At 73.4% G+C, this 25,898-nt stretch carries 22 protein-coding genes and 6 tRNA genes; 18 read left to right on the top strand and 10 right to left on the bottom strand.

The genetic code is table 11. From position 1 onward, the window contains the following. Nucleotides 1-527 precede the first annotated feature (527 nt). From WQO_RS05540 to WQO_RS05505, 8 genes are all read left to right on the top strand, one after another. Nucleotides 528-1,607 (top strand): methionine ABC transporter ATP-binding protein, encoded by a 1,080-nt coding sequence (locus WQO_RS05540; RefSeq protein ID WP_010057238.1) that lies wholly within the window; start codon nucleotides 528-530, stop codon nucleotides 1,605-1,607. Then, nucleotides 1,604-2,275: a methionine ABC transporter permease gene (locus WQO_RS05535; protein WP_010057239.1), complete on the top strand. Its 672-nt coding sequence runs from the start codon at nucleotides 1,604-1,606 to the stop codon at nucleotides 2,273-2,275. The genes WQO_RS05540 and WQO_RS05535 overlap by 4 nt, the downstream gene beginning before the upstream one ends. Nucleotides 2,276-2,357: 82 nt before the next feature. Further along, nucleotides 2,358-3,224 (top strand): MetQ/NlpA family ABC transporter substrate-binding protein, encoded by an 867-nt coding sequence (locus WQO_RS05530; protein ID WP_010057240.1) that lies wholly within the window; start codon nucleotides 2,358-2,360, stop codon nucleotides 3,222-3,224. A gap of 101 nt (nucleotides 3,225-3,325) precedes the next feature. Further along, nucleotides 3,326-4,012, top strand: coding sequence for a GNAT family N-acetyltransferase (locus WQO_RS05525; protein ID WP_010057241.1), 687 nt, complete (start codon nucleotides 3,326-3,328; stop codon nucleotides 4,010-4,012). Between the two features lie 142 nt (nucleotides 4,013-4,154). Continuing rightward, nucleotides 4,155-5,393: a precorrin-6y C5,15-methyltransferase (decarboxylating) subunit CbiE gene (gene cbiE, locus WQO_RS05520; protein ID WP_010057242.1), complete on the top strand. Its 1,239-nt coding sequence runs from the start codon at nucleotides 4,155-4,157 to the stop codon at nucleotides 5,391-5,393. Nucleotides 5,394-5,725: 332 nt separating this feature from the next. After that, nucleotides 5,726-9,307: a nicotinate-nucleotide--dimethylbenzimidazole phosphoribosyltransferase gene (cobT, locus tag WQO_RS05515; RefSeq protein WP_058953883.1), complete on the top strand. Its 3,582-nt coding sequence runs from the start codon at nucleotides 5,726-5,728 to the stop codon at nucleotides 9,305-9,307. A 268-nt stretch (nucleotides 9,308-9,575) separates the two neighbouring features. Next, a complete protein-coding gene (gene cobA / locus WQO_RS05510; RefSeq protein WP_010057247.1) occupies nucleotides 9,576-10,868 on the top strand; it encodes a uroporphyrinogen-III C-methyltransferase in 1,293 nt (430 codons plus the stop codon). A gap of 89 nt (nucleotides 10,869-10,957) precedes the next feature. Then, on the top strand, nucleotides 10,958-11,776 hold the full coding sequence (locus WQO_RS05505) for a TrmH family RNA methyltransferase (protein WP_010057248.1): 819 nt from the start codon (nucleotides 10,958-10,960) through the stop codon (nucleotides 11,774-11,776). Nucleotides 11,777-11,810: 34 nt separating this feature from the next. Here the strand turns inward: WQO_RS05505 and WQO_RS05500 are convergent, their stop codons facing one another. Beyond that, nucleotides 11,811-13,199 carry a serine/threonine protein kinase gene (locus tag WQO_RS05500; RefSeq protein WP_010057249.1) on the bottom strand — a complete coding sequence of 463 codons (1,389 nt, stop codon included), beginning with the start codon at nucleotides 13,197-13,199 and terminating at the stop codon, nucleotides 11,811-11,813. Nucleotides 13,200-13,827: 628 nt separating this feature from the next. Between WQO_RS05500 and WQO_RS05495 the strand changes: the two genes are divergently transcribed. The 3 genes from WQO_RS05495 (at nucleotide 13,828) to WQO_RS05485 (ending at nucleotide 15,854) form a co-directional block, all read left to right on the top strand. Continuing rightward, on the top strand, nucleotides 13,828-14,034 hold the full coding sequence (locus WQO_RS05495; protein WP_010057250.1) for a hypothetical protein: 207 nt from the start codon (nucleotides 13,828-13,830) through the stop codon (nucleotides 14,032-14,034). A gap of 402 nt (nucleotides 14,035-14,436) precedes the next feature. Then, nucleotides 14,437-15,492, top strand: a complete 1,056-nt coding sequence (locus WQO_RS05490) for a phosphotransferase (RefSeq protein ID WP_029181982.1) — start codon at nucleotides 14,437-14,439, stop codon at nucleotides 15,490-15,492. A 65-nt stretch (nucleotides 15,493-15,557) separates the two neighbouring features. Next, nucleotides 15,558-15,854 carry a TFIIB-type zinc ribbon-containing protein gene (locus WQO_RS05485; RefSeq protein ID WP_010057253.1) on the top strand — a complete coding sequence of 99 codons (297 nt, stop codon included), beginning with the start codon at nucleotides 15,558-15,560 and terminating at the stop codon, nucleotides 15,852-15,854. A 115-nt stretch (nucleotides 15,855-15,969) separates the two neighbouring features. On the opposite strand, the gene WQO_RS05480 is transcribed toward WQO_RS05485, so the two are convergent. The 5 genes from WQO_RS05480 to WQO_RS05460 all read right to left on the bottom strand — a co-directional run bounded on the left by WQO_RS05480 (nucleotide 15,970) and on the right by WQO_RS05460 (nucleotide 16,443). Continuing rightward, a tRNA-Val gene (locus WQO_RS05480) sits at nucleotides 15,970-16,044 on the bottom strand. 33 nt (nucleotides 16,045-16,077) lie between these two features. After that, a tRNA-Val gene (locus WQO_RS05475) sits at nucleotides 16,078-16,149 on the bottom strand. A gap of 36 nt (nucleotides 16,150-16,185) precedes the next feature. Beyond that, a tRNA-Val gene (locus tag WQO_RS05470) sits at nucleotides 16,186-16,257 on the bottom strand. Nucleotide 16,258: 1 nt separating this feature from the next. Continuing rightward, nucleotides 16,259-16,332, bottom strand: a tRNA-Cys gene (locus tag WQO_RS05465). Between the two features lie 38 nt (nucleotides 16,333-16,370). After that, nucleotides 16,371-16,443 (bottom strand) — tRNA-Gly (locus WQO_RS05460). A 157-nt stretch (nucleotides 16,444-16,600) separates the two neighbouring features. Here WQO_RS05460 and WQO_RS05455 point away from each other — a divergent pair. Genes WQO_RS05455 through WQO_RS05445 form a run of 3 tightly spaced genes read left to right on the top strand, consistent with a single transcriptional unit; the run spans nucleotide 16,601 to nucleotide 19,354 of the window. Continuing rightward, nucleotides 16,601-17,656: a chorismate-binding protein gene (locus WQO_RS05455; RefSeq protein ID WP_010057254.1), complete on the top strand. Its 1,056-nt coding sequence runs from the start codon at nucleotides 16,601-16,603 to the stop codon at nucleotides 17,654-17,656. Beyond that, nucleotides 17,656-18,477, top strand: coding sequence for an aminotransferase class IV (locus WQO_RS05450; protein ID WP_010057255.1), 822 nt, complete (start codon nucleotides 17,656-17,658; stop codon nucleotides 18,475-18,477). The genes WQO_RS05455 and WQO_RS05450 overlap by 1 nt, the downstream gene beginning before the upstream one ends. Before the next feature lie 40 nt (nucleotides 18,478-18,517). Continuing rightward, entirely contained in the window at nucleotides 18,518-19,354 is an 837-nt protein-coding gene (locus WQO_RS05445; protein WP_010057256.1) for a GNAT family N-acetyltransferase, read from the top strand. A gap of 44 nt (nucleotides 19,355-19,398) precedes the next feature. Here WQO_RS05445 and WQO_RS05440 read toward each other — a convergent pair whose 3' ends face one another. Then, entirely contained in the window at nucleotides 19,399-19,917 is a 519-nt protein-coding gene (locus WQO_RS05440) for a DsbA family protein (RefSeq protein ID WP_010057257.1), read from the bottom strand. 168 nt (nucleotides 19,918-20,085) lie between these two features. On the opposite strand from WQO_RS05440, the gene WQO_RS05435 reads away from it, so the two are divergent. Both WQO_RS05435 and WQO_RS36345 read left to right on the top strand, forming a co-directional pair. Beyond that, a complete protein-coding gene (locus tag WQO_RS05435) occupies nucleotides 20,086-20,553 on the top strand; it encodes a hypothetical protein (protein WP_010057258.1) in 468 nt (155 codons plus the stop codon). 177 nt (nucleotides 20,554-20,730) lie between these two features. After that, entirely contained in the window at nucleotides 20,731-20,886 is a 156-nt protein-coding gene (locus WQO_RS36345) for a hypothetical protein (protein ID WP_010057260.1), read from the top strand. A gap of 39 nt (nucleotides 20,887-20,925) precedes the next feature. On the opposite strand, the gene WQO_RS05430 is transcribed toward WQO_RS36345, so the two are convergent. After that, the gene (locus tag WQO_RS05430; protein ID WP_010057261.1) at nucleotides 20,926-21,510 is read right to left on the bottom strand and encodes a CGNR zinc finger domain-containing protein; all 585 of its coding nucleotides are present in this window, start codon (nucleotides 21,508-21,510) and stop codon (nucleotides 20,926-20,928) included. 269 nt (nucleotides 21,511-21,779) lie between these two features. After that, complete coding sequence (locus tag WQO_RS05425) at nucleotides 21,780-22,193, bottom strand: SsgA family sporulation/cell division regulator (RefSeq protein WP_003959770.1); 414 nt, start codon at nucleotides 22,191-22,193, stop codon at nucleotides 21,780-21,782. A 200-nt stretch (nucleotides 22,194-22,393) separates the two neighbouring features. Here WQO_RS05425 and WQO_RS05420 point away from each other — a divergent pair, with 200 nt between their 5' ends. Together WQO_RS05420 and WQO_RS05415 are read left to right on the top strand one after the other, a co-directional pair. Beyond that, complete coding sequence (locus tag WQO_RS05420) at nucleotides 22,394-22,849, top strand: TIGR02611 family protein (protein ID WP_010057265.1); 456 nt, start codon at nucleotides 22,394-22,396, stop codon at nucleotides 22,847-22,849. 54 nt (nucleotides 22,850-22,903) lie between these two features. After that, nucleotides 22,904-22,975 (top strand) — tRNA-Val (locus tag WQO_RS05415). 108 nt (nucleotides 22,976-23,083) lie between these two features. Here WQO_RS05415 and WQO_RS05410 read toward each other — a convergent pair. Beyond that, on the bottom strand, nucleotides 23,084-25,852 hold the full coding sequence (locus tag WQO_RS05410; RefSeq protein ID WP_010057266.1) for an SCO7613 C-terminal domain-containing membrane protein: 2,769 nt from the start codon (nucleotides 25,850-25,852) through the stop codon (nucleotides 23,084-23,086). Nucleotides 25,853-25,898: the final 46 nt, after the last annotated feature.

The following is a 25,898-nucleotide window of genomic DNA, read 5'->3' as shown; positions in this document are numbered from 1 at the left end:
GCGCGAGGGTGGCCTTGAACACAACCGGCGGTCAAGGTTCCGCTCCCCGAGGGGCCGGGCGCCATCGGACACACTCCCGCATCATGCCCGTCGTCCCAGGTCAAAGCCGTATTCACAGGGCCGGGCGGTCTAACCGGAAGGCAAGCGTCCAGCCATCCAGCACTGTCCGCTATGCGGACAGCCGGGATCGCGGCGACCTCACGTCTGTTTTACTTGGGCCCATGACCACGACGAGCAGCCGCACCCTTGCGACCGAGGCGATCAGCACGCCCGGTGCTCGTTGTATGTGTCGAATGCGCGCCTTCTGAGGGCCCCCGCTGAGCCTCGCGCCCCGAAGCGAGACCCGAGCCTGTGCCGTTCGCAGTCCCTGGAGCGAGCCCGCCCGCGCATGCGCTGACCCCCGGCCGATCGCCGCCCGAAGCCATGCCGAGACGTACCCCGGCCCACCAGCCCGAACAGTCTCCTCGACGAATGCCCCGTGCCCGGCGGACACCGCGCCGCGCACTCGACAGTGACGGAAACCCCCTGTGATCACCACGACGGGCCTCACGAAGGTCTACCAGTCGCGCGACCGTGAGGTCACCGCACTCGACGGCGTCGACCTGCACGTCCGCGAAGGCGAGGTGTACGGCGTCATCGGACAGAGCGGCGCCGGCAAGTCCTCCCTCATCCGCTGCGTCAACCTCCTGGAACGCCCCACCTCCGGCACCGTGACGGTGGCCGGCCAGGACCTCACCGCCCTCGCCGGCCGCGGCCGGCGGGCGAGCGCCGAGCTGCGCCGGGCGCGCACCCGCATCGGCATGGTCTTCCAGCACTTCAACCTGCTGGGCTCCCGCACCGTCCTGGACAACATCGAACTGCCGCTGGAGATCCTCGGCGTCTCCGGCCAGGCGCGCACCCGCAAGGCCAAGGAGCTGCTCGACCTGGTCGGGCTCGCCGACAAGGCGAAGTCCTACCCCGGACAGCTCTCCGGCGGCCAGAAGCAGCGCGTGGGCATAGCCCGCGCCCTCGCGGGCGACCCCCAGGTGCTGCTCTCCGACGAGGCGACCTCCGCGCTCGACCCCGAGACCACCCGCTCCATCCTCCAGCTGCTGCGCGACCTCAACCAGCAGCTCGGCCTCACCGTCCTGCTCATCACCCACGAGATGGACGTCGTCAAGACCATCTGCGACTCCGCGGCGCTCATGCAGCGCGGCCGGATCGTCGAGTCCGGGACCGTCGGCGAACTCCTCGCCACCCCCGGCTCCGAACTGGCCCAGGAGCTGTTCCCGGTCGGCGGCACCGCCTCCGGCCCGGACCGCACGGTCGTCGACGTCACCTTCCAGGGGGAGTCGGCCTCCCAGCCGGTGATCTCCCAGCTCTCGCGGACGTACAACATCGACATCTCGATCCTCGGCGCCGCGATGGACACCGTCGGCGGCAAGCAGATCGGCCGGATGCGCATCGAGCTGCCCGGCCGGTTCGAGGAGAACGTCGTCCCCATCGGCTTCCTGCGCGAGCAGGGCCTCCAGGCCGAGGTCGTCGACGGCGAGAGCGCCGCGACCGCCGCAGCCCCCGCCGTACCGGAGCAGACGCCCGCCGCGATCACCAAGGAGGCCGTCAAGTGACCTGGTCCGAAATGCAGCCCCTGCTGACCCAGGGCACCTACGACACCCTCTACATGGTGCTGTGGTCCGCCCTGGTCACCGTCGTCGGCGGACTGCCGCTCGGTGTTCTGCTGGTCCTCACCGACAAGGGCGGACTGCTCCAGAACACGGTGGTCAACAAGGTCATCGGCGTGATCGTGAACATCGGCCGCTCGCTGCCCTTCATCATCCTGCTGATCGCCCTGATCCCCTTCACCACCTGGGTCGTCGGCACCTTCATCGGCCCCACCGCGATGATCGTGCCGCTCGCCGTCGGCGCCATCCCGTTCTTCGCCCGGCTCGTCGAGACGGCGATCCGCGAGGTCGACCACGGGCTCGTCGAGGCGGTCCAGTCGATGGGCGGTTCCATCCCCACGATCGTCCGCAAGGTGCTCCTCCCGCAGGCCCTGCCCTCGCTCGTCTCGGGCGTGACCACCACCCTCATCGTGCTCATCGGCTACTCCGCGATGGCCGGTGCGGTCGGCGGCGAAGGGCTCGGCTCCAAGGCCGTCACCTACGGATTCCAGCGCTTCGACAACCAGTTCATGCTGATCACCGTCGCGCTGCTGATCGTCATCGTCACCGTGATCCAGCTGATCGGCGACCTCACCGTCCGGCTGCTGGCCCGTCGCGGCCGCACCGTCTCCTGAGGCCCGGCCCCCAAGACTTTCCGTCCCCACCGAGCCCGAACTCCTTGTCCGGGCGCACCACCACAAGAAAGAGGCACTTTTCGTGCGCAAGAACATCAAGATCACCGCGGCTGCCGCCGCCACCGCCGCCCTCGCCTTCGGCCTCAGCGCCTGCGGTACGTCCTCCGACCCGGCGTCCAAGAGCGAGACCGGCGCGAACGCCGACACCTCCAAGGCCCTCGTCGTCGCCGCGTCCCCGACGCCGCACGCCGACATCCTGAACTTCGTCAAGAAGAACCTGGCGGACAAGGACGGCCTCAAGCTGGAGGTCAAGGAGTTCACGGACTACGTCCTGCCGAACACCGCCACCCAGAACGGCCAGGTCGACGCCAACTTCTTCCAGCACAAGCCCTACCTGGACGACTTCAACGCCAAGCAGAAGACCACCATCGTGCCGGTGGTCAACGTCCACCTGGAGCCGCTCGGCCTCTACTCCGACAAGGTCAAGGACCTCAAGGACATCAAGGCCGGCCAGACCATAGCCGTCCCCAACGACACCACCAACGGCGGCCGCGCCCTCCAGCTGCTCGCCGAGAACGGCCTCATCACCCTCAAGGACGGCGTCGGCACCAGCGCCAAGCTGAGCGACATCACCGACAAGAAGGGCCTGGAGTTCAAGGAGCTGGAGGCCGCCACCGTGCCCCGCGCCCTGAACGACGTGGACGCCGCCGTCATCAACGGCAACTACGCCATCGAGGCCAAGCTCAAGCCCGGCAAGGACTCCATCGCCCTGGAGAAGGCGGAGGGCAACCCGTACGCCAACTTCCTGGCCGTCAAGGACGGCAACGAGAAGGACCCGCGCGTCGAGAAGCTCGCGAAGCTCCTCAACTCCGACGAGGTCAAGAAGTTCATCGAGGACACCTACCAGGGCTCGATCGTCCCGGCCTTCGGCGCCCCCGCCAAGTCCTGACCCCTGCCCGGCACTTGCCGACGGAGCCCCGCATCTCCCTGCCGGAGGCGCGGGGCTCCGTCGTGCCGACCCGCCCATGCACAAGGCGGACCCGATGCTGCATGCTGTGCTTTTACCCGGTCCTCGGCATGGAGCTGCGCATGACTACCACCTTTCCGTCCATCTCCATCAGCACGGACAGGTTGGTGATGCGCCCCTTCGAGATGGCCGACATCCCCGCGTACATCGAGATGATGAACGACGAGGCGGTCGTCGCGTGGATGGACGGACCGAACCCCTACGCCCAGGTCGACGCCGAACGCTGGGTCCGCAGGATCGCTCCTGCCGAACGGACCGGCGGCCAGGGCATCGCCCTCGCCGTCACCGAGTTCCTCACCCAGCGGCTCGTCGGCAGCGTCCGCCTCCTGAACACCGACTGGCGCACCCGCTCCACGGAGGTCCGCTACATCACCGCCCCCTGGGCCCGTGGCGAGGGGTACGCCACCGAGTCCGTGCTCGCCATAGCCGAATGGCTCTTCCGCGACCAGGGCTTCGAACGCATCGAGCTGCGCACCCCCGCCGACAACACCGCCTCCCAGCAGGTCGCCCAGAAGCTCGGCTGCATCAGCGAGGGCGTCCTGCGCAACGCCCGTATCGCCCGCACCCGGACCGAGAACGGCACCGACGGCGGCTGGACCGACATCCGGACCGACCTGATCGTCTGGGGGCTCCTCCCCGAGGACCTCGAAGGGGTGGCCGAACAGCTCGCGGACGCCGGCGGCTACGGCACGTACAACGACTGGAAGTAGAGCCCGAAGGCCTGTCGTGGGCCACCCGCGGGCCCTTGGCCCGGACCAGGTACTCTCACCCCTGCCCGGCTCCGCGAGGCAAACGCCCCGCACCGCACGGGTGAACGCCATACCCCTCCGACACCCCAGGAGACAGACGACGATGGCCGACCGGGTCACGGTGATCGGCTGGGACGGCTCGCCACTGCCCGGAGCGGCCACGGCCGCGCTCTCGGCCGCCACGCTCGTCGCCGGCGCCGCACACCACCTCGCCCTGCCGGAAGTGCCCCCGAACGCCGAACGCATCCGCCTCGGCAGCGTCGACCTCGCCGCCCGCAGGATCGCCGGACACCGCGGCAGCGCCGTGGTCCTCGCCGACGGCGACCCCGGCTTCTTCGGCGTCGTCCGCACCCTGCGCGCCCGCGAACACGGCCTGGAGGTCGAGGTCGTCCCCGCCGTCTCCTCCGTGGCCACCGCCTTCGCCCGGGCCGGCATGCCCTGGGACGACGCCCAGATCGTCGTCGCCCACCCCCGCACCCTGCGCCGCGCGGTCAACGTGTGCCGGGCCCACCACAAGGTCGCCGTCCTCACCTCACCGGGTGCGGGCCCCGCCGAACTGGCCCTTCTCCTCGACGGCGTCCACCGCACCTTCGTCATCTGCGAGGAGCTGGGCAGCGACCGCGAACGCGTCACCGTCCTCACCTCCGACAAGGCCGCCGACCACACCTGGCGCGACCCCAACGTCGTGATCGTCATCGGCAGCGGACCCGAGACCACCGCGTCCGGCGCCTGGATCGCCGGCCGCCTGCCCGCCTACCCCCAGGGGATACGCGGCTGGGCCCTGCCCGCCCAGGCCTACCGGGCCGCCGGGGCCGAACGCATGCAGGAGTCCGGCGAGGGCGAGTTCCCCGGGCTGCGCGCCGCCCAGCTCGCCCGCCTCGGCCCCCGCACCGGCGACCTGCTCTGGGACATCGGCTCCGGCAGCGGCGCCCTCGCCGTCGAGGCGGCCCGCTTCGGCGCGGCGGTCCTCGCCGTGGACGCCGACCCGGCCGCCTGCGCCCGCACGGAGGCCGCCGCCCGTGCCTTCGGCGTCCCCGTCCAGGTCGTCCGCGGCAGCGCCCCGCACATCCTGGAAAGGCTGCCCGAACCCGACGTCGTACGGATCGGCGGCGGGGGAGTGCCGGTGGCCCGGGCCGTCATCGACCGGCGGCCGGAACGCATCGTCACGCACGCCTCCAACCGGGACGAGGCCGAGGCGCTCGGCGCGGCCCTCACCGGCAACGGCTACACCGTCGAGTGCTCGCTGCTCCAGTCCGTCGACCTGGACACCGAGGTGTGGACCGAGCGGGAGAGGTCCGTCGTGTTCCTTCTCTCCGCAGGGCGTTCGGACCTCGCCCCCTGATCCGTTACGCCCGGTACGCGAGGTAGGCTGGCCGATTGTTGTACCGCGCCCGGGCGTTCGTCGCTTCGTTCGTCAATGTCCGGAAAAGTGGACTGTTTTGGTCCGCTCTGTGGTACGGCACAACCCGGGGGACGCGCAACGTGGCGCAGTCCACAGTGAGCCGTGGCAGAACTGCCTGTCGCGGCGGCGATCGGCCGCGAGAATAGGAAGCCCGCGGGCGTTTCGTGCCGCGCGGCGAGCCCGCTCGTTCTTGATGACGAGCACCGGCGTGCCGTGGTTCGGCGTCCCGGGTGAAGGGCCGAAGGAGCACTGACGATGGGCGAGGGGTACGCATGACTGACACCGGCCAGATCCCGGGCGAGGGACTGCCGGAGAACGCAGGCATGGTGGAGCAGCCGGGCATCCCCGCCCCGGACGCGCACACCTTCCTCGACCCCTCCGAGCACACCCCCGAGGACGACGACCTCCTGCTGATGCCGACCTCCCAGGGCGCCTGGAGCGACCCGCAGGCCGCCCCCGCCCCCGCGCAGCAGGGCCAGCCCCTCGCGCAGACCGCGACAGCGCAGCCGCCGGTGGCCGACCACGGCCCGGTGCAGCCCCAGCCGCAGGTTGCCGCGCAGCAGGTCCAGGCGGCCCCTGCCGTGGAAACGCACAGCACGCACGAGTCCGGTGGCCGCGACTCCGGCTCCGTGGACCTCAACGGGGTACGCATCCCGGCGCCCGCCCCCGCGCCGGTGGGCGCACACGCCCCCGCCCCCGCCCGCCGCCCCCTGCACCGGGGCCCGGCCGCCGCCGACCCTCCGACGTACGGCGGCGGTACGCAGGGCGGCGTCGTCCGCTCCCTGGCCGACCGGGGCCCCGCCGGGGCCACCCGGACCGCCGCCCCCGCCCGCCACGCGGGCCCGCCGACGACCGGCCCCGAGTACTTCGACATCCCGGCCGAGGACCCCTCGACCCTGCCGGGCCCGCAGCTGGGCGAGATCCCGCCGCAGGCCGGCGCCCCGTGGGGGGCACAGCCGGAGCAGCCCGGCGCGGAGCCGGTGGCCGAGCCGGTGGTTGCGGAGCAGCCGGCAGCCGAGCCGGTCGCGGTGGAGCCGGAGCAGGCGGTCACGGCCGAGCAGCCGGTGACGGAGCCTGCGGTGGCCGAGCAGGCCGAGGCGGTTGCTGAGGAGCCGGTTCAGGCCGAGCAGACCGAGGCAGCGGCCGAGCCGGTCCGGATGGCCCCGCCGGTTCAGCCGGCCGAGCAGGCGGCCGTGCCCGCCCCCGAGGACGTCCTGGTGGCCCCGGTCGCCCCGGCGGTCCCGGCCGCCCCGGTCGAGCAGCTGGACCAGCCGGTGCAGCCCGCTGCCGGTGTGCAGCCCGAGCCGGCCCCACAGGCCGTCCCGGCAGAAACGGTCGTTCCCGAGCCGGTCGCGGTGGCGATGCCCCCCGCCGGACCGGTCCTCGTCCCGGAGCCGGTGGAGGCCCAGCCGGAGACCCCGGCCGAACCGGCGGAAGTACCCGCACCGGCCGCGCAGGAGACGCCGGAGCCGGTGGAGGCCCAGCAGGTCGTTGCCGTGGCCCCGGAGCCCGAGGCAGAGGCAGTCCCGGTGGAAGCCGGCGCCCCGGAGGCCCAGACTCCCGTGCAGGACCAGCCCGTCGTCGAGCCGGTGGCACAGCCCGAGCCCGTGGTGCAGCCCGAGCAGGAGCAGCCCGGCGAACCGGCCCCGGCCGCAGCAGTGGCCGAGACTCCGGAGGCGGCGGTTACGGCGGCCGCCGCGGCGGAGGACCAGGTGGCCGCGCCGCTCGCCCCCGAGCCCGTACAGCCCGAGCCTGTACAGCTGGAGCCCGTGCAGCCGGAGCCCGTCGCGGAAGAGCCCGTCGACCAGCCCGTCGAGGCCGCCGAGCCCGTGGCCGAGGCAACGGCCGGAGAGAACGCGCCGCAGCAGGAAGCGGCCCCGGTTCCCGCCCCCGAGCCCACTGTCGAGCCCGCAGTGGCAGCGACGGAGCCCGAGGCGGCCCACGTGGTCGCGCCCGACGCCGAGGACGGCACCGGCCCCGAGGTCATCGAGACGCCGGAGCTCCTTCCGGAGCCGCCGGCGACCGAAGCGCAGCCCACGGAGCCGCAGCAGGCGGAGGCACCGCAGCCCGAGGAACTGCCGGAGCGGGTGGAGGCCGTGGAGGCGGCCGAGCAGCCGGCCACCCCGCCCGCCCCCGGTTACGACGACGCCGAGCGCGAAGCGGTGCTGCGGGTCATGCGCGAACGCCGGGACATCCGCAACGGCTTCCGCAGCGACCCGATTCCGCACGAGGTCCTGCTCCGGGTGCTGGAGGCGGCGCACACCGCGCCGAGCGTCGGCCACTCGCAGCCGTGGGACTTCGTCGTCATCCGCTCGGCGGAGACCCGCCGCTCCATGCACGAACTCGCCCAGAGCCAGCGCGACGCCTACGCCAAGTCGTTGCCCAAGGGCCGGGCGAAGCAGTTCAAGGAACTGAAGATCGAGGCGATCCTCGACACCCCGGTCAACATCGTCGTGACCGCCGACCCGACCCGCGGCGGCCGCCACACCCTGGGCCGGCACACCCAGCCGCAGATGGCCCCCTACTCCTCGGCCCTCGCTGTCGAGAACCTGTGGCTGGCGGCCCGCGCCGAGGGCCTCGGCGTCGGCTGGGTCAGCTTCTTCGACGAGCGGGAGATGGTCCGCGCGCTGGGCCTGCCCGAGCACCTGGAGGTCGTGGCCTACCTCTGCGTGGGTTACGTCGACGAGTTCCCCGAGGAGCCCGAGCTGATGCAGGCGGGCTGGTCGAAGCGCCGCCCGCTGTCCTGGGTCGTCCACGAGGAGACGTACGGCCGCCGCGCGCTGCCCGGCGCCGAGCCGCACGATCTGCTCCAGGAGACGATCTCCGCGATCCGCCCGCTGGACGCGAAGGCGCTCGGCGAGGCGTGGGAACGCCAGAAGCGGATGACGAAGCCCGCCGGTGCGCTGGGCATGCTGGAGATCATCTCCGCGCAGCTGTCCGGGCTCTCCCGGATGTGCCCGCCGCCGATCCCGGAGCCCGCGGCCGTCGCGATCTTCGCCGGTGACCACGGGGTGCACGCCCAGGGGGTCACCGCCTGGCCGCAGGAGGTCACCGCCCAGATGGTGGCGAACTTCCTCGGCGGCGGAGCCGTCTGCAACGCCTTCGCGGCCCAGGTCGGCGCGGAGGTCTGCGTCGTGGACGTCGGCGTGGCGACGGACCTGCCCGCGACCCCCGGTCTGCTGCCCCGTAAGGTGCGCCCGGGTACGGCGGACTTCACGACGGGCCCCGCGCTCACCCGCGAAGAGGTCCTGGCCGCGATCGAGGTCGGCATCGAGACGGCCAGGGACCTGGTGGCGGCGGGCAACAAGGCGCTGCTCACCGGCGAGATGGGCATCGCGAACACCACGGCGTCGGCTGCGCTGATCTGCGTCTACACGGGGATCGACGCGGCCGAGGTGACCGGCCGGGGGACCGGCATCAACGACGAGATGCACGCCCGCAAGGTCGACGTCGTACGCCGCGCCCTCGACCTCCACCAGCCGGACCCGGCCGACCCGATCGGCGTGCTCGCGGCGGTGGGCGGCCTGGAACACGCCGCGATGGCGGGCTTCCTCCTCGGCGGAGCCTCCCTGCGTACGCCGGTGGTCCTGGACGGCGTGAGCGCCGGGGCCGCCGCCCTGGTCGCCCGCGCCATCGCCCCCGAGGCACTGGCCGCCTGCATCGCGGGCCACCGCAGCGCGGAGCCCGGCCACGTCGCCGCGCTCAACAAACTGGGCTTGCGCCCCCTGGTCGACCTCGACCTCCGCCTGGGCGAGGGCACCGGCGCGCTGCTGGCACTGCCGATCGTGCAGAGCGCGGCACGGGCGATGCACGAGGTGGCGACGTTCGACTCGGCAGGCGTGACGGAGAAGTAGAACACCCGACTCCGCCCCGGCCCCATTCCAGCCCCTCCGGCGCTTGAGGAGCGGGGTCCGGGGCGGAGCCCCGGTTTCGGGAAGGGCGGGGCAGGGGAGCAGGCCCGCCGTAGGCCCGCCGTAGGCGCCCACACCCGCCCGCCCCGGCGCCCCACCCACCCCCACCCCGTATCGTGTTCCCACCCGCACCCCCACTTCCCGCACGTCACAGCCGCTCCACCGCCGCAGCGGCACGCAACGCAGCACCCGCACGAGGAGCCGTACCGCCATGGCCGAGCACGCAGACCACGCCGACCGCTCAGGTCACGCCGACCACCCCGCGTACCCCGTAGGCCTGCGCCTGCACGGCCGCCGCGTCGTCGTCATCGGCGGCGGACAGGTCGCCCAGCGGAGGCTGCCGCAGCTCATCGCCACCGGTGCCGTCATCACCCTGATCTCCCCCTCCGCCACGCCCTCCGTCGAGGCGATGGCAGACGCCGGGGAGATCCGCTGGGAGCGCCGCCGCTACCAGGACGGCGACCTCGCCGACACCTGGTACGCCCTCGTCGCCTCCTCCGACACCCCGGCCAACGACGCCGCCTCCGCCGAGGCCGAGCGCACCCGTACCTGGTGCGTCCGGTCCGACGACGCCGAGGCCGCCACCGCGTGGACCCCGGCCACCGGCCGCATCGAGAACATCACCGTCGCCGTCCTCAACACCACCCCCCGGGGCCGCGACCCCCGGCACTCGGCCGCCCTCCGCGACGCCATCGTCGAGGGTCTGCGCGACGGCAGCATCGCCGCCCCGCACCACCGCACCCGCGCCCCCGGCGTCGCGCTCGTCGGCGGCGGCCCCGGCGACCCGGACCTGATCACCGTCCGCGGCCGCCGCCTCCTCGCCGAGGCCGACGTGGTCATCGCCGACCGCCTCGGCCCCCGCGACCTGCTCGACGAACTGCCGCCGCACGTCGAGGTCATCGACGCCGCGAAGATCCCGTACGGCCGGTTCATGGCCCAGGAGGCGATCAACCAGGCGCTGATCGAGCACGCCAAGGCGGGCAAGGCCGTGGTCCGGCTCAAGGGCGGCGACCCGTTCGTCTTCGGCCGCGGCATGGAGGAGACCCAGGCACTGGCTGCCGAGGGCATCCCCTGCACGGTCGTCCCCGGCATCTCCAGCACCATCTCCGTCCCCGGAGCGGCCGGAATCCCGGTCACCCACCGGGGCGTCGCCCATGAGTTCACCGTGGTCAGCGGGCATGTCGCCCCCGAGGACCCGCGTTCACTGGTCGACTGGGCGGCGATCGCCCGGCTGCGCGGCACCCTCGTCCTCCTCATGGCCGTCGACAAGATCGGCGCCATCGCCGCCGCCCTGATCGCCCACGGCAAGGACCCGGCCACCCCGGTCGCCCTCGTCCAGGAGGGCACCACCGCCGCCCAGCGCCGGGTCGACGCGACCCTCGCGGACGTCGGGGAGCGAGCGGTCGCCGAGGACGTGCGCCCGCCCGCCGTGATCGTCATCGGCGACGTCGTCGCGGTCGGCCCGGACTCCGCGCCCGCCTCCGCCGAGGACGCGGCCGAGTAGGCAAGAGCCCGCCCCCGCCCCGTAACCCGCGGTTACACAACTCCCTCCCGGGCGTTGGCACCGCACACCGGACAAGGCAGTATCACCCTGTGGCAGAACTCATCACCGTCGACGACCCCGACGACCCGCGGCTGAGCGACTACATCGGCCTGACCGACGTCGAGCTGCGACGACGGCGCGAACCCGCCGAAGGGCTCTTCATCGCCGAGGGCGAGAAGGTGATCCGCCGCGCCCGGCAGACCGGGTACGAGATGCGGTCCATGCTGCTCTCGGCCAAGTGGGTCGACGTGATGCGTGACGTCATCGACGAGGTCCCGGCCCCGGTGTACGCGGTCGCCCCCGAGCTGGCCGAACGCGTCACCGGCTACCACGTCCACCGCGGCGCGCTCGCCTCCATGCAGCGCAAGCCACTGCCCGCCGCCGACGAACTGCTCGCCACCGCACGCCGGGTGGTGGTCATGGAGTCGGTGAACGACCACACCAACATCGGCGCCATCTTCCGCAGCGCGGCGGCCCTGGGCATGGACGCCGTCCTGCTCTCCCCGGACTGCGCCGACCCGCTCTACCGGCGCTCCGTCAAGGTCTCCATGGGCGCCGTCTTCTCCGTCCCCTACGCCCGGCTCGAAGCCTGGCCCAAGTCGCTGGAAACGGTACGGGAGGCCGGCTTCCGGCTCCTCGCCCTCACCCCGGACGCCAAGGCAACCAGCATCGACGAGGCCGCCCCGCACCGGTTGGAACGGGTGGCGCTGATGCTCGGAGCCGAGGGCGACGGGCTGTCCACGAGGGCCCTGATGGCCGCGGACGAATGGGTCCGCATCCCGATGGCGCACGGCGTCGACTCACTGAACGTGGGCGCCGCCGCCGCGGTTGCCTTCTACGCGGTGGCCACGGGACGCCCGGAGAACTGAACGCGGACGAACCCGGCCGGTCCGGGCGTCGGCGTCAGGACGCCGCGGCTTCCGGGACCGCGGACCCGGCAGCGGCACCGGAGGCGGAACCGAGACCGGACCCGGAACCGCCCGGCGCCCCATCGGCCTGCGCCTGCGACATCCCGTCGCCCGGCCGCTCGCTCCCGCCCAGCCCGCGCGCCGGCCCCTGGCAGCCCTGCGCCGCCGCGATGCCCAGCGCCACCAGCAACGTCACCACGACGAACACCACCAGCCGCTGACGCAGCAGCCGCGGATTGGCCGGACGCCGCCCCGCCGAGGTCGTGCGGCCCCCGGAACGCGTGCCCGGGCGCCCGTTCGTCCCGGCCGGAGCCCCTTGCCGCTTCCCCGTCTTCCCACCCGAACGCGTCGTGTTGCGCGACGCCTGCTGCGGGCGCGAGCCACCGGTGCGCTGCGGCCCCGAACGAACCGGCGCGCCACGTCGGCCCGGCTGGGGGCGGGAGCCGGACGGGCCCTCCGAACGACGGGTGTGCTCATCGGCGTACGGGTCGGCCATCCGCCCCGTCGGCCGTTCGGTGTCCGGGGCGGAACGCTGGACGGGCGGCCGGCTCTCGTGCAGCCCCTGCGCCTCGCGCGCCGCGATCTCCTTGAGCCGCATGGACAGTTGCAGCGTGCTCGGTCGCTCCTCCGGATCCTTCGCCAGACAGGCGCTGATCAGCGGGGCCAACGCGTCGTGCACCCCGCGCAGCTGCGCCTCCTCGTGCACCACGCGGTACAGCATCACCTCGGAACTGCCGTGCCCGAACGGGGAGTCGGCCATCGCCGCGTACGCCAGGGTGGCGCCGAGCGAGAACACGTCCGTCGCGGGCGTCACCGCCGCGCCCCGGACCTGCTCGGGCGCGAGGAACCCGGGCGACCCCACCGCCGTACCGACATGGGTGAGCGTGCTCGCCCCGGTCGACCAGGCGATGCCGAAGTCGATGATGCGGGGCCCCTTGGGGGAGAGGAGGATGTTCGACGGCTTCAGGTCCCGGTGGACCACCCCCGCCTCGTGCACCGCCACCAGGCCCTCGGAGAGCGCCGCCCCGATCGAGGCGACCTCCGCGGCGGCCAGCGGCCCTTCCTCGGCGACCTTGTCGTGCAGCGAGGGGCCGGGCACGTACTGCGTGGCGAACCACGGGCGGTCCGCCTCCAGATCGGCGGCGACCAGCCGGGCCGTGCAGCCGCCGCGGATCCGCCGCGCGGCGGACACCTCGCGCGCGAACCGCGAACGGAACTCCTGATCCTCCGCCAGGTCGGGCCGGATCACCTTGAGGGCGACCCGCTGGCCGCGCCGGTCGGAGCCGAGGTAGACGACGCCCATGCCGCCCGCGCCGAGCCGCCGGTGCAGCCGGAACGAGCCGACGAGACGCGGGTCCTCGCGCCGGAGCCGCATCATCGCCATCGTCTGCCCATCCCCGCTGCCTGGTCCGCCTGACGAGGCACAGCTTACGTACCCCGCGCCCGGCGCGCTCAGAGGCCGCGCCCTCGCCGGGGTTTCGATTGTCCGTGCCGGGCGGGAGAAGTGAAGAGAGGTCAGTGCGCGGGGGATCCGGGCCCGTCGGCCGACCGGTCGCCCCAAACGGCCACCGGGGCAGGGGGATTGGATCACCGAGGGAACGCCGGGGCGTGGCCGCCACCCAGGACGTGACCACCGGCTTCGGATACGGGGCGGAGGTGTCCCGGTGGTCCCGGCGCGGGACGGCCGCCCACCGGGGAGCGGCGGACGTGAGTGAAGTCACCCGCCGGCGCAAGTCACCCGCCGGCGCCCTTCCGAGCCCCCGGGCCGCACCGGCCGTGCACCCGACGGGCCCCGGAGCCCCTCCGGGATGACCCCAACCTCCGGGGGGCCGTCTCCACCCAGGGGAGTACGCCGATCGACGACCACTCATCCTCCGGGAGGCCCGCCATTCGGTACGCGGGCATGACGCCCTGTGCCCGCCGCTTACCTAATGTTGAGATCAAGCGGCGGGCGAAGCACTCGTCCCCCGAGGTCACGCCTGCCGCTTCCCGATCAGGTCAGGAGAGGAACCATGGCGGACACGGCAACGCGGACGGTGGTCCGTATGCGGGGACGCAAGGCGTACGCCTCGTTCGGCGCCCGTCCGTCCGGCACCCGTCACCCGTTGGTGGCGACGGCGATGGTCCTTCCCCTGGCGGCCCTGCTGGTGGTCGTCTTCGGCGGCTGGGAAGCGGTGGTCACACAGGCGTCGTCCGTGGCGGTGATGCTGGGGCGCTGAGCGGCGCCCGGGGTCCGGAAGAGCGGTCCGGACCCACGCATCCGGCCAACAGCCCCGTGGGGACGGGGGTGCGGCGGACGGCAGCGTTTGTCCGGTCAGCTGGGGAGCTGACCGGGCATCGCGCTGTCCGGGGCCGGATGTTCCGGTCGTCCGAGCCGAGGTGCTCTCCGGCTGTCCGGGGCCGGATGCTTCCCGGCTGTCCGGGCCGAGGTGCCTTCCGGTTGACCGGGCCCGGACGTTCCCTGACCGTCCAGGCCCGGGGCTTCCCGGCTGACCGGGCAGGCGCTTCCCGAAGGGCCGACGGGCCGACCCCGCGCACCGCCGTGGCGGGGACCGTCTCGCGCGTTACGCTCACGGCGGGCCCGGTGCCACGGCCGGGCCGACCGCCGCCGGGGGGAGCCGTTGACCACCACCCAGACCTCAGTAGTCCATGACCTGGGCACGCTCGCGCACCGTCTCTCCCACCCCGCCCGGACGCCGTGCGTGTGCGAGCCGCCGCAGGTCCTCGCGGACCGGCCCGACGGCACGGTGGTGCGCAGCGGCGCGATCGTCGCGAAGGCCCATGCCGCGGACACCGACCGCGAGGCGCTGGCCGCCCGGATCGCCCTGGCCGCCGCCCCGCAGCTGACCGGCATCCTGCTCCCGCCGCTCACCGCCCCGGAGCCCCCCGCACCCACCGCCCGCCCGGTCACCCTCTGGCCGCTCGGCGCGCCCGTGGACCCCGCCGACCCCGGGGCCGCCCCCTGGGCCGAGGCCGCCGACCTGCTCGCCCGCCTCCACCGGACGAAGCCCCCGTTCCCACTGCCGCCGATGCGCGGTCCGGCCAAGGCGGCCCGGGCCGTGGCCCGGATGCGCGCGGCCCTCCACGTCGACGCGACCGCTGTTCGCTGCGGGACCGGTGACGCGACCGCCCTGCCCGCCGACGCGACCGCCCTGCCCCGTGACCCGGCCGTCGAACCCCGCGGCCCGGCCGCCCTGTCCGTGCTGGCCGGCTGGCGGGGCCTGCCCGCCTGGGCGCGGGGTGAGGTCCCGGCTCCCGTACGGAGGGGCGGCTCCCTGTGCCACGGGGACCTGCACCTCGGCCAGCTCGTCCGCCACCCCGCCCCCGACGGGCCCTGGCTGCTCATCGACATGGACGACGCGGGGGTGGGCGATCCCGCCTGGGACCTCGGCCGGCCCGCCGCCTGGTACGCGGCCGGACTCCTGGCCCCCGAGGACTGGTCCACCTTCCTGAACGCCTACCGCTCCGCCGGGGGACCGGCCGTTCCCGGCGACGGCGACCCCTGGCCCGCACTGGACGTCCCCGCCCGCGCGCTCACGGTGCAGACGGCCGCCGTCGCCCTCGCCAAGTGCGCCGCGGAGCAACGGGATCCGGACGAGCATGAGCAGCTGATGATCGAATCCTGTGCCCGAATCGCTACGTTGCCGCCCGAGTTGGCCGCCGGTCCCGCGTCGTAGGGTGAACGGACCGTGGCCGGGCAGACATTCCGGCGACGGCACAACGAGGGCGAGGAGCCGAGCCGATGATGCAGTGTCCGAAGTGTCACGCGCAGATGAACACCTACAACCGCAACGGTGTTCAGATCGAGCAGTGCAACGGTTGCCGGGGGATATTCCTCGACTACGGCGAGCTGGAGTCCCTGACCCGCCTGGAGTCCCAATGGGCCCAGCAGGCTCCGCCCGCGCCCCCCGCCCCGCCGCAGGCCTACCCGGCCGCACCTCCTGCCGCCCACGCCCCGGCCTGGGGTGCGCCGCAGCACGGCGGGCACTACGGCCACCACCGCCAGAAGGGCTTCGGCCGGATGCTCTTCTCGTCCTGAACCGTTCCGAGCCGCTCCCTGCGTGGCCCGGGCGCCGGGCCACGCAGGGCGGTAAGGGCGGATGGACCGTACGACGAAAGAACCCCCGGCCGTGGAGACGGCCGGGGGTTCCTGCTGGTGCGCGATACTGGGATTGAACCAGTGACCTCTTCCGTGTCAGGGAAGCGCTCTCCCGCTGAGCTAATCGCGCAGGTGAACCTGCGTTTACTGCCCGTGTACTGCGTGCGCGATACTGGGATTGAACCAGTGACCTCTTCCGTGTCAGGGAAGCGCTCTCCCGCTGAGCTAATCGCGCGGGGATCCTTACGGACCGGTGATCCTTGCGGATCAGTGGACGATACTGGGATTGAACCAGTGACCTCTTCCGTGTCAGGGAAGCGCTCTCCCGCTGAGCTAATCGTCCTTGGAGGTGGAGACGGGATTTGAACCCGTGTAGACGGCTTTGCAGGCCGTTGCCTCGCCTCTCGGCCACTCCACCAGGGGCGGGAGCTCGGGAAGAATCCCCCACCTTCTGCGAGCGGACGACCAGGTTCGAACTGGCGACCTCAACCTTGGCAAGGTTGCGCTCTACCAACTGAGCTACGTCCGCTTGTCTTTCCCGTTCCGCTTGCGCGTCCCGGCGACGTGTTGAACTCTAGCGGATTCCTGGGCCAGTACAAAAACGCGTTTGTGCAGCGTGCTGCGGCGACCCCGGGCCGGTCCTGGCCCCGACGCAGGTCACCGTGCACCGTCCTAGACTCATTCGCGTGTCCGACCTCGCCCCCTTGGCCCGTTTCGACGGCCTCATAGCCTCCGGTCTGCAGGATGTGACCCACGATCCCGCGGCGCTCGACTCGTCCGGTTTCTGGGCGGTATCAGCCGATTTCGAGGGGCGTATCGTGTGCGCCCGCTTCTCCGACGTACGCAGGGAAGCGGTGCCCCCTCCCGTGCCCGGAGCCTGGCGCGGGCCCGCTGCCGGGGACTGGACCTCCTCGCTGGACCGTGACGCCTACACGGCGGGCGTACGGCGGATCCGTGAACACATCGCGGCGGGCGACGTCTACCAGGCCAACCTCTGCCGGGTGCTGTCCGCACCGCTCCCCGGCGGCGGGGCTGCCGCCGACGTCGACGCCCTGGCCTCCCTGCTCGCCCGCGGCAACCCCGCCCCGTACGCGGGAACGATCCGGTTGCCCGGCCACGGTGTGGAGATCGCCACCGCCTCCCCGGAGCTCTTCCTCCGGCGCGACGGGCGGACGGTGGAGTCCGGGCCGATCAAGGGCACCGGCCGGACCGAGGACGATCTCCTGGAGAAGGACCACGCCGAGAACGTGATGATCGTGGACCTGGTCCGCAACGACCTGGGCCGTGTCTGCGCCACCGGCAGCGTGACGGTGCCCGATCTCTGCGTGGTGGAGAAGCACCCGGGCCTCGTCCACCTCGTCTCCACGGTCCGGGGCCGGCTGGCCGACGGGGCGGGCTGGCCGGAGCTGTTCGCGGCGGCCTTCCCGCCCGGCTCGGTCACCGGCGCGCCGAAGTCCAGCGCGCTGCGGATCATCGCCGAGTTGGAACAGGGGCCGCGAGGGCCGTACTGCGGGGCGATCGGCTGGGTCGACGCCGACCGGGGCGCCGCATCGCTCGCCGTGGGCATACGGACGTTCTGGATCGACCGGACCGGGCCTGCGCCGCTCCTGCGATTCGGGACCGGCGCGGGGATCACCTGGGGTTCGGACCCGGAGCGCGAATGGGACGAGACCGAACTCAAGTCCTCCCGGCTGCTCGCTGTAGCGTCGGGGATGTTCGAGGAGACAGGAAGGGACGCATGATGAGGATCTGGGTCAACGGCGGACTGCGGGACGCCGACGACGCCCGGCTTTCGGTGCTCGACCACGGACTGACCGTGGGCGACGGCATCTTCGAGACGGTGCGTACGAGCGAGGGGCGCCCCTTCGCGCTGACCCGGCACCTCGACCGCCTCACCCGCTCCGCCCGGGGCCTGGGACTGCCCGACCCGGACCACGACGAGGTCCGCCGCGCCGTCGCCGCGGTCATCGACGCCAACCCCGTCGCCCTGGGCCGGCTGCGGATCACCTACACCGGCGGGCTGTCCCCGCTCGGCTCGGACCGGGGCGACCACGGGACGAGCCTCGTCGTCGCCCTCGACGGGGTGAGCCGCCGCCCGGACAGCACCGCGGTGATCACCGTCCCCTGGACCCGCAACGAACGCGGCGCGCTCACGGGCCTGAAGACCACCTCGTACGCGGAGAACGTCGTCGCCCTGGCCCGGGCGCGGGAGAGGGGCGCTTCCGAGGCGCTGTTCCCCAACACCGCCGACCGGCTCTGCGAAGGCACCGGTTCCAATGTGTTCGTCGTCCTGGGCGGCCGCGTCCACACCCCGCCGGTCGCCTCCGGCTGCCTCGCCGGGATCACCCGCGCGCTGACCGTGGAGTGGACCGGGGCCGAGGAGACCGATCTGCCGATGGACGTCCTCGCCGAGGCCGACGAGGTGTTCCTGACCTCGACCCTCCGCGACATCCAGGCGGTGCACCGGGTCGACGGCCGGGAGCTGACGCCGGAGATCGGACCGGTGACGGCGAAGGCCATGCGGATCTTCGCCGAGCGGGCCGGCGACGACCTCGACCCGTAAAGCGCGTGACGGGGTGTCGTCCAGGGGATACAAACCTTTGATGACGACGACACTCCGGCCGTCCGGGCCGCTTCAGCAGGGCGCCGACGGCGCGCGGGCCCGCCACTATGACGTGTGCGACAACGGGCGGCCCGTCGGCTCCGTCGCGATCAGCACCGACGACGCCTTCGGCCCGACCGCCGGCGTGCTGCGCTCCCTCAGCGTGGAGGAGTCCCGGCGCAGACGGGGCCGGGGCGTCATCGCGGCGCTCGCCGCCGAGGAGGTGCTGCGGGGGTGGGGCTGTACGCGAGTCCGGGTGGAGGTCCCCGCCGACAACGACCCGGCCCGGCGCCTCGCGGCCGCCCTCGGCTACACCGAGCGCAGCCGCAACATGGTCAAGGACCTCGGCCCGGACACCGCCCCGCTGCCCGCGGGCCTCACCTCGCGCGACATGAGCGAGGAGGAGTTCGCCGCCTGGCGGCAGGACGCCGTGCGGACGTACGCACAGAACTGGATCGACCGCGGCGTCGAGCCCGAGCAGGCCCGGCTCAAGTCCGAGACCGACCACGCGGCCCACCTGCCGGACGGACTGGCGACCGAGGGGATGCGCTTCCGGGTGCTGCTCCAGGCCGGCGTCGTCGTCGGCCATGTGTGGGCGGCCCTGCGGGAGCTGGAGCCGGGCGACACCGCCGGATACGTCTTCGACGTCGAGGTGCGCGAGGAACACCGGGGCCGGGGGCACGGCCGGGCCCTCATGCTGCTCGCCGAGGACATCACCCGCGCCTGGCGCGTGGACCGCCTCGGTCTGCACGTCTTCGCCTCCAACACCCCGGCCCTGCGGCTGTACGAGTCCCTGGGCTACACGACGACTCGGTACAACCTGGCCAAGGCGCTGTAGGCGGTCCTCCGGAGCCGTCGCCCGGTTCCCGCCCCGACCATCGGCTACCGGTCCCGCGCGGCCAGGGTCCGGTCGACGATCTCCTCGATCCGCTCGCGCAGCCCCTCCTGGCTCTTGCCGCCGTCCAGCCGCTCGTCGCCGATCACATAGGTGGGCGTGCCGGTGACGCCGATCGCCTTGCCCTCGGCGTGGTCGGCGTCGACGATCAGCAGATGCCGGCCGTCGATCAGTGCCGTGTCGAACTCCTCGGTGTCCAGGCCCAGTTCGCGGGCGACGTCGAGGAGCACCGGCTCGCCCGCGCGGCCGAGGTCGTCGGTCCGGGACAGCAGGGCCTCGATGTACGGCCAGCCCCGGCCCTGCTCGACGGCCTCCTCGGCGGCCTGGGCCGCGGCGAACGCGTGCTTGTGCTTCTCCAGCGGGAAGTGCCGCAGCCGGATCTCGAGGCGGTCCCCGTACCGCGCACGCAGGGCGCGTACGTCGTCGAGGGCGCGGTGGCAGTCGGGGCATTCGAGATCGCACCAGAGGTCGAGGACGACCGGTGCCGCGGGGGTGGAATCGCTCATGCGGCCAGTCTTCCAGGCCGGGCGGGCGCGACCCAATCCGCACCGGACCCCACCCCCTGGGGAGGAGCCCGGCCCTGAAATGTCCCTGAGGTGGACCGCCGCCGTGGCCCCGACGGCGCTCGTCGGTGCAGGATGGAAGGGACGTACCCCCTGCGCCTGGAGGCCGTGATGCTTGCCGAGACCATCTGTTCCGCGGTGTCGGCGGCCGGCCTGGGCATCGCCGCGGTGACCGCGTACCGCAAGCGGTTCCTCACGGCGACGAGGATCGCCGCCTACTCCCTCGTCCCGATCGGGCTCGTGCTGACCGGGGTCGTCGAGTGGGTCGCCGGGATCGCCTTCAAGCCGAGCGTCTGGCTCGGCTTCGGGGTGCTCGGCCTCTCCTGGCTGCTGTTCATGACCACCCGCGCCATCGAGCGCCGCAGCGGTACCACCCGCGCGGAACGCAAGGCCGCGCGGGCGGCCGGGCGCAACGAGGCGGTCGCCCCGGGCGCCTCCGCCCCCTCGCTCGGCGCGGGCGCGGGCGCCGGGGCCGGGCCCGCGGTGACGGCGGCGAAGCCGAAGAAGAAGCAGGAGGCCGCCGCGCCCGGCGACGACTTCAGTGACATCGAGGCGATCCTCAAGAAGCACGGCATCTGAGGCACCGCGCGCCCGGCGGGCCCGGCGGGCCGGGGCGCCCGGGCCCGTTCGGGCCGAATGCCTGACGGCGACCCGTACGCCGGAGCGATTTCCGATGGCCACGGGACGGTGAACTCCCGCGGGAATGACCCCGGTTGAGCGCAAACCTGTCCACGCGTGCGTCATGATCACACCGAGATGGTGGACACTTCCCGGGGCGAAGCCCCCGCACGCCCCGCCGAAGAGCCCCGCGGCTGCCTCTTCGCGCTCTCCCAGCCGCCTCTGATGATCTTCCTGACGGTCATCGGGGTGCTGCTGCTGATGGCCGCCCTGCACGACCTCTTCATGCTGTGACGCGCCGCGCCGCCACGCGGGGTGGCGTCGGCGACGGCGTCAGCCCGCGGCTTCCTTGCGCCGGGCCCGGTACGCCGCGACGTGGAGCCGGTTCCCGCACGTACGGCTGGAGCAGTAGCGGCGGGAGCGGTTGCGCGACAGGTCGACGAACGCGTGCCCGCAGTCCGGGGCCTCGCAGCGCCGCAGCCGCTCCTGCTCGCCCGCCACGATGATGAAGGCCAGCGCCATGCCGCAGTCGGCCGCGAGATGGTCGGCGATCGAGGCGTCCGGCGCGAAGTAGTGCACGTGCCAGTCGTAGCCGTCGTGGTCGGTGAGCTGCGGGGTGGTCCCGGCCGCCGCCACGAGCCGGTTGACCAGGTCGGCCGCGGTACGGGGGTCGGGCGCCGCGAAGACCTCGGCGAAACGGTCCCGTACGTCCCGCACGGCGGCCAGGTCCTTCTCGCCGAGCGTGCCGACCCCGCTGATGTGGTGCCGCTCCGCGAAGGCGTACAGCGCGGGGATGTCGGCGAGCCCGTCCTCGGGTCCGTCCCCGGTGCCGTCCGGCGGCGGCTCGCTCTCCGGCGCGGTGTTCATCAGATCGACCACCGTGTCGAGGGCGATCCGGGTGTCGTGAGGGATCAGCACGCTTCGCTCCCTGGCCTCCGGCGGGCGGGCCCCTGCCGATGGCGGCTGACTCTACTGGCTCGGCCCGTCGGCCCCCGGGCCGGTGCGGGCCCGGCCGGGAACGGAACGAGCCCCTCCGGCGCCCGGGGGAGGGAGCGGGAGGGGTGAGACGCACCGGCGCCGTCGCCGCGGTGGATTCCGCGGCGACGGCGCCGGTGTCTGCCCTATGCGGTTGTCGTCACGACGCCGTCGCCCCGAGTCGGACGGCGTCGAGCGGCTCTCTGCCTGGCTCAGCTCTCGGCCAGGATGTGGGAGAGCTCCGTGTCGAGATCGAAGTGACGATGCTCGGTGCCGGGTGGAACCGCGGCGTCGGTCCTCTTCAGGAACGACTCCAGGGCCCGCGCCGGAGCTTCGAGCAGGGCTTCTCCCTCTGGGGAGCTCAGGGCGATGCATACGACGCCTTGACCGTGACTACGAGATGGCCAGACGCGGACGTCTCCGGTGCCGGTGGGCCGGTGCAGCCCCTCGGCGAGGAGGTCACGGGCGAATACCCATTCGACCGTCTCCTCCGCTCCGGTGTGGAAGGTGGCGTGCACGGCATAGGGATCGGCCGTGTCATACCGCAGGCCCGCGGGTACAGGCAGTGAGGACTCGCTCGACACAACGAGGCGCAGGTGCAGCTCGCAGCTGACCGTGGTGTTCATAAGCGCCAGGGCCTTTCGCTCAGTGTGCGCTCGGGGATTCGCACGTCGGCGAAATCGACATGCCACCTACGGTGGCGTTGTAAACCCCTCTGACCCATTTGTGATGCTTCGGGTCCCTCGCTCAGCGGCGTGTAACTTTGAGTTGTGCGTCCATTCCAGTGACAAAAGTGTGACCGCGGCGGGTCGGGTAAGTTGGGTCCATGAACGCGGAGAGTGACGAGCGGAACAGGGTCGCCGAGCAGGCGCCCCCGGCATCCGCCACGGGGGAATCGGACCGGGAGGAACGCGAGCTGGGCTCGCGGGCGCCGGGCTTCATCAAAGCGTCGAAAACGCTGCACCTGAGCTGGCAGGTCGGCGTCTTCGTCGTCGGCCTCGGCGTCGTGGTCGCGGGCGTGCTCATGCTGGTGCTGCCCGGCCCCGGCTGGCTGGTGATCTTCGCCGGCATGGCGATCTGGGCGACCGAGTTCGTCTGGGCCCAACTGGTGCTGCGCTGGACCAAGCGCAAGGTCACCGAGGCGGCGCAGCGGGCCCTCGATCCCAAGGTCCGGCGGCGCAACATCATCCTCACGACGGTGGGGCTCGTGATCGTCGCGGTGCTGGTCGGGATCTACGTCTGGAAGTTCGGCATCACCATGCCGTGGAAGATCAGCGAGTAGCCCGGGGACGGTCCAGGAGCACCGCTGACATGGGGTAATGTTTGCGGTGCGCCCGGGCGATTAGCTCAGTGGGAGAGCGCTTCGTTCACACCGAAGAGGTCACTGGTTCGAACCCAGTATCGCCCACCCGGACAGAGGGCCCGGGAGACGGAATCCGTCTCCCGGGCCCTCTGCGTTCCCCGCACCCCTCCGCCGGTCGGGGCCGCTGCGGACAGCGGCCCCGACCGGCACGGCTCACCGCATCCGCCCCAGCGCCTCCTTCAGCCGGCGGGCGTCGCGCAGCCGCTGCTCGTATGTCGCCCCCACCACCAGCAACAGCAGTCCGGCCAGGGCCGGCGGCAGCCAGCGGGGGAGCGCCCCGGCCACCTGCACCACGTACGGCGCCAGCTCGTGCAGCCCGTCCAGTGCCAGCACCGACCCGCCGAGCAGCAGCAGCGCCTGGAGGCGGTACCGGGCACCCAGCAGCGTGACCACCAGCGCCGCCACGCCCAGCAGCAGCGGCCGCTGCCAGTCCGGATCGGTCCAGGCCACCGTCAGGCTCGGCAGCAGCGTCGCCGCGAGCCCCGGCCCGTACGCCGTCCACGACGACGCCTCCGGATCCTTGCGCCGCCGCAGGAAACCGACCACCAGCGCGGGCACGGTCACCGGCAGCGTGTACGCCTCCGGGAACGACACCTCCGATGCCGCCAGCCGCACCCAGGTGGCCAGCACGAACAGCGCCGCCGCGAGGTAACCCGCCACCGGGCGCCGCTCCGGCCGCACCGCCGCACCCGCCGCCAGCACACCGCACAGCGCGAGCACCAGGGCCAGGAACGGCGCGTCCGGCACCGCCAGCCCCACCGCGACCAGCGCACCCAGCGCGCCCGTCAGCTCCACCGGCAACGCCACCGGATTCCGCCGCAGCCTTGCCCCGAACAGCACCGTCAGCGCGGGCACCAGGAGCATCAGCGGCGCGGCCTCGTGCGGGGCGAGCCCCAGGGAGCGGCCCGCGAACCCGGAGAGCACGGTGGCCCCGACCGTGGCGGCGACCGCGAACACCGCACGCTCCACCCCGGCTCCAGCCCGGACGGACGCCCCGGCGAACAGGGCCGTCAGCGCGCCGAAGACGGCGTAGGAGGCCCCCTCGGACGCCAGCGACAGCAGCCCGGCGCTCACCGCCGCGGCCAACGCCACCACCAGCGCGGTCACCGGCACCGCCGCCGACGCGCCCCGGCCGGTCCCCGCGCGGCGTACGGCCAGGGCCAGCAGACCGGCCACCAGGACCGTCTCCCCGGCCACCGCGACCGCGTACGGCACATCCAGCACGGCTCCGGCCAGCAACAGCGCACCCCAGCCCAGCACCGCGGCCCCCGCACCGGCCGCCCCGCGCAGGGCCGCCCCGGACGGCCGCCTGCGGGCAGCGGGCGCCCCACCGGCGTACCAGGACGCTCCGGCCCGGCCTCCGGCGTACCAGGGCGCTCCGGAAACCCCGGGAGCGGCCGCTCCGGGTGCGCCCGGGGCCGGCGTGCCGGCTGTCCCTGCGGTCCCGGCGCCCGGCTCTGCACCGGTCCCCGGAACGGCCGCTCCGCCCGCCTCCGGCGTCCCGGTGCCCGGTGCTCCCGCCGAGCCCGCCGGACCCGCGCCGTACGCGGCCGCACCGGCCGTCCCCGGCTCCTCCCGTGCGATCAGCGGCGCGGCGATCCGGGCCAGCGACGGCCACCACCGGTACGCCGCCCCCAGCAGACCGGCCGACACCGCGAGCACCACCGGGGCCGCGGCCAGGCCCGTCCACGGCAGCGTCGGGTCCAGCGCGGAACGGAAGCTCCCGGGCGATCCCGCCCACACGTCCGACAGCAGCGTCACCGGGCCCAGCAGCACCGCCGCGAGCCCCGGCAGCGCCCCCGTCAGGGCTCCGCCCACCACCGCCGCCGACGCCACCAGCACCCCGAGTACCGCGTCCCTCGGCAGCCCGGTCCGGACGACCGCCGTCAGCGCCAGACCGGCCGACAGGTACGCGAGCACCCCCCAGCTCTCCGGCACCGCCGCCGCCGGTACGCCGCCCACCGCGGCCACCACCGCGAGACCGGCCACCACACCGCCCGCCCGCGCGAAACCCTTCGGCGCGCGCCATGCCCCGGCCAGGGCCGCCGCGGCGGCCGTCAGCAGCAGCGCACCGGGTGCCAGAGCCCCGAGCGGTCCGGAGGCCGTCACGGAGAGCGTCAGGCCCACGATCAGCGCCGAGAACGCCATCACCGACCCGCCGACGCACGCCGTGACCCGCGCCCCGGTGCCCTTGCCCCACAGCGCTATCGCCCCGTCCAGCACCGCCGTGGCCAGCAGCGCCCACCCGACCACCAGCGCCGGTGCGCCCGCGGCCCACGCCCCGAACAGCAGCGGCCACTGGGCGAGGGCCACGGCGGCGGGCAGCGGAAGGTGCAGCTTGCCCAGCGCCAGCCCGTACGCCGTCCACAGCGCCGCGAGCACCGCGGCGGCTACGGCGGTGAAACCGAGCCCGTCCGTGTCCGGGGCCGCCACCGCGTGGACCGCGTAGGCGTCCAGCAGCGTCAGCACCAGGGCCAGGGCGGCCAGTGCCTCGGCGGTCGCGGTCAGGCCCCGCCGCAGCAGCACAGCCGGGGCGGCCAGGGCCCCCACGGTCACCAGGGCCAGCACGGCCGACCGGCCGCCGATCCCCATCGAGCCCCAGCTCACCAGCGTGAACGCGATGGCCGCGATCGTCAGCAGCAGACCGCCCAGCGTCAGCAGCACGTTCTGCGCACCGCGCGGCGTGGACGGCTGCTTCGGCGGAACGTAGCCCCACGGCTGGGCCGGAGCGCCCGGCCGGCCGGAGGGAGGCGCGCCCCAGGCCGACGGGTTCCAGCCCGGGGCGGCCGTCGGCGCGGGCGGTCGCAGCGCGGCGAGCAGCCAGGCGCGCCGGGTCAGCAGCTGGGCCCGGCGCGCGTCCAGCTCGGCCAGTTCACGGTCGAGGCGGGCCAGTTCCTCGGCGGGCGGGGGCACATGTTCCATGTACGGGAGTGTGAACCCGGCCGCCCGGCCCGTACATGCGCTCGGA

The organism is Streptomyces globisporus C-1027, assembly GCF_000261345.2.
In the GTDB taxonomy this organism is placed as follows: domain Bacteria; phylum Actinomycetota; class Actinomycetes; order Streptomycetales; family Streptomycetaceae; genus Streptomyces; species Streptomyces pakalii.
Note: the sequence above shows the minus strand (reverse complement) of the source record. Positions and strands in the feature narration are given on the sequence as shown.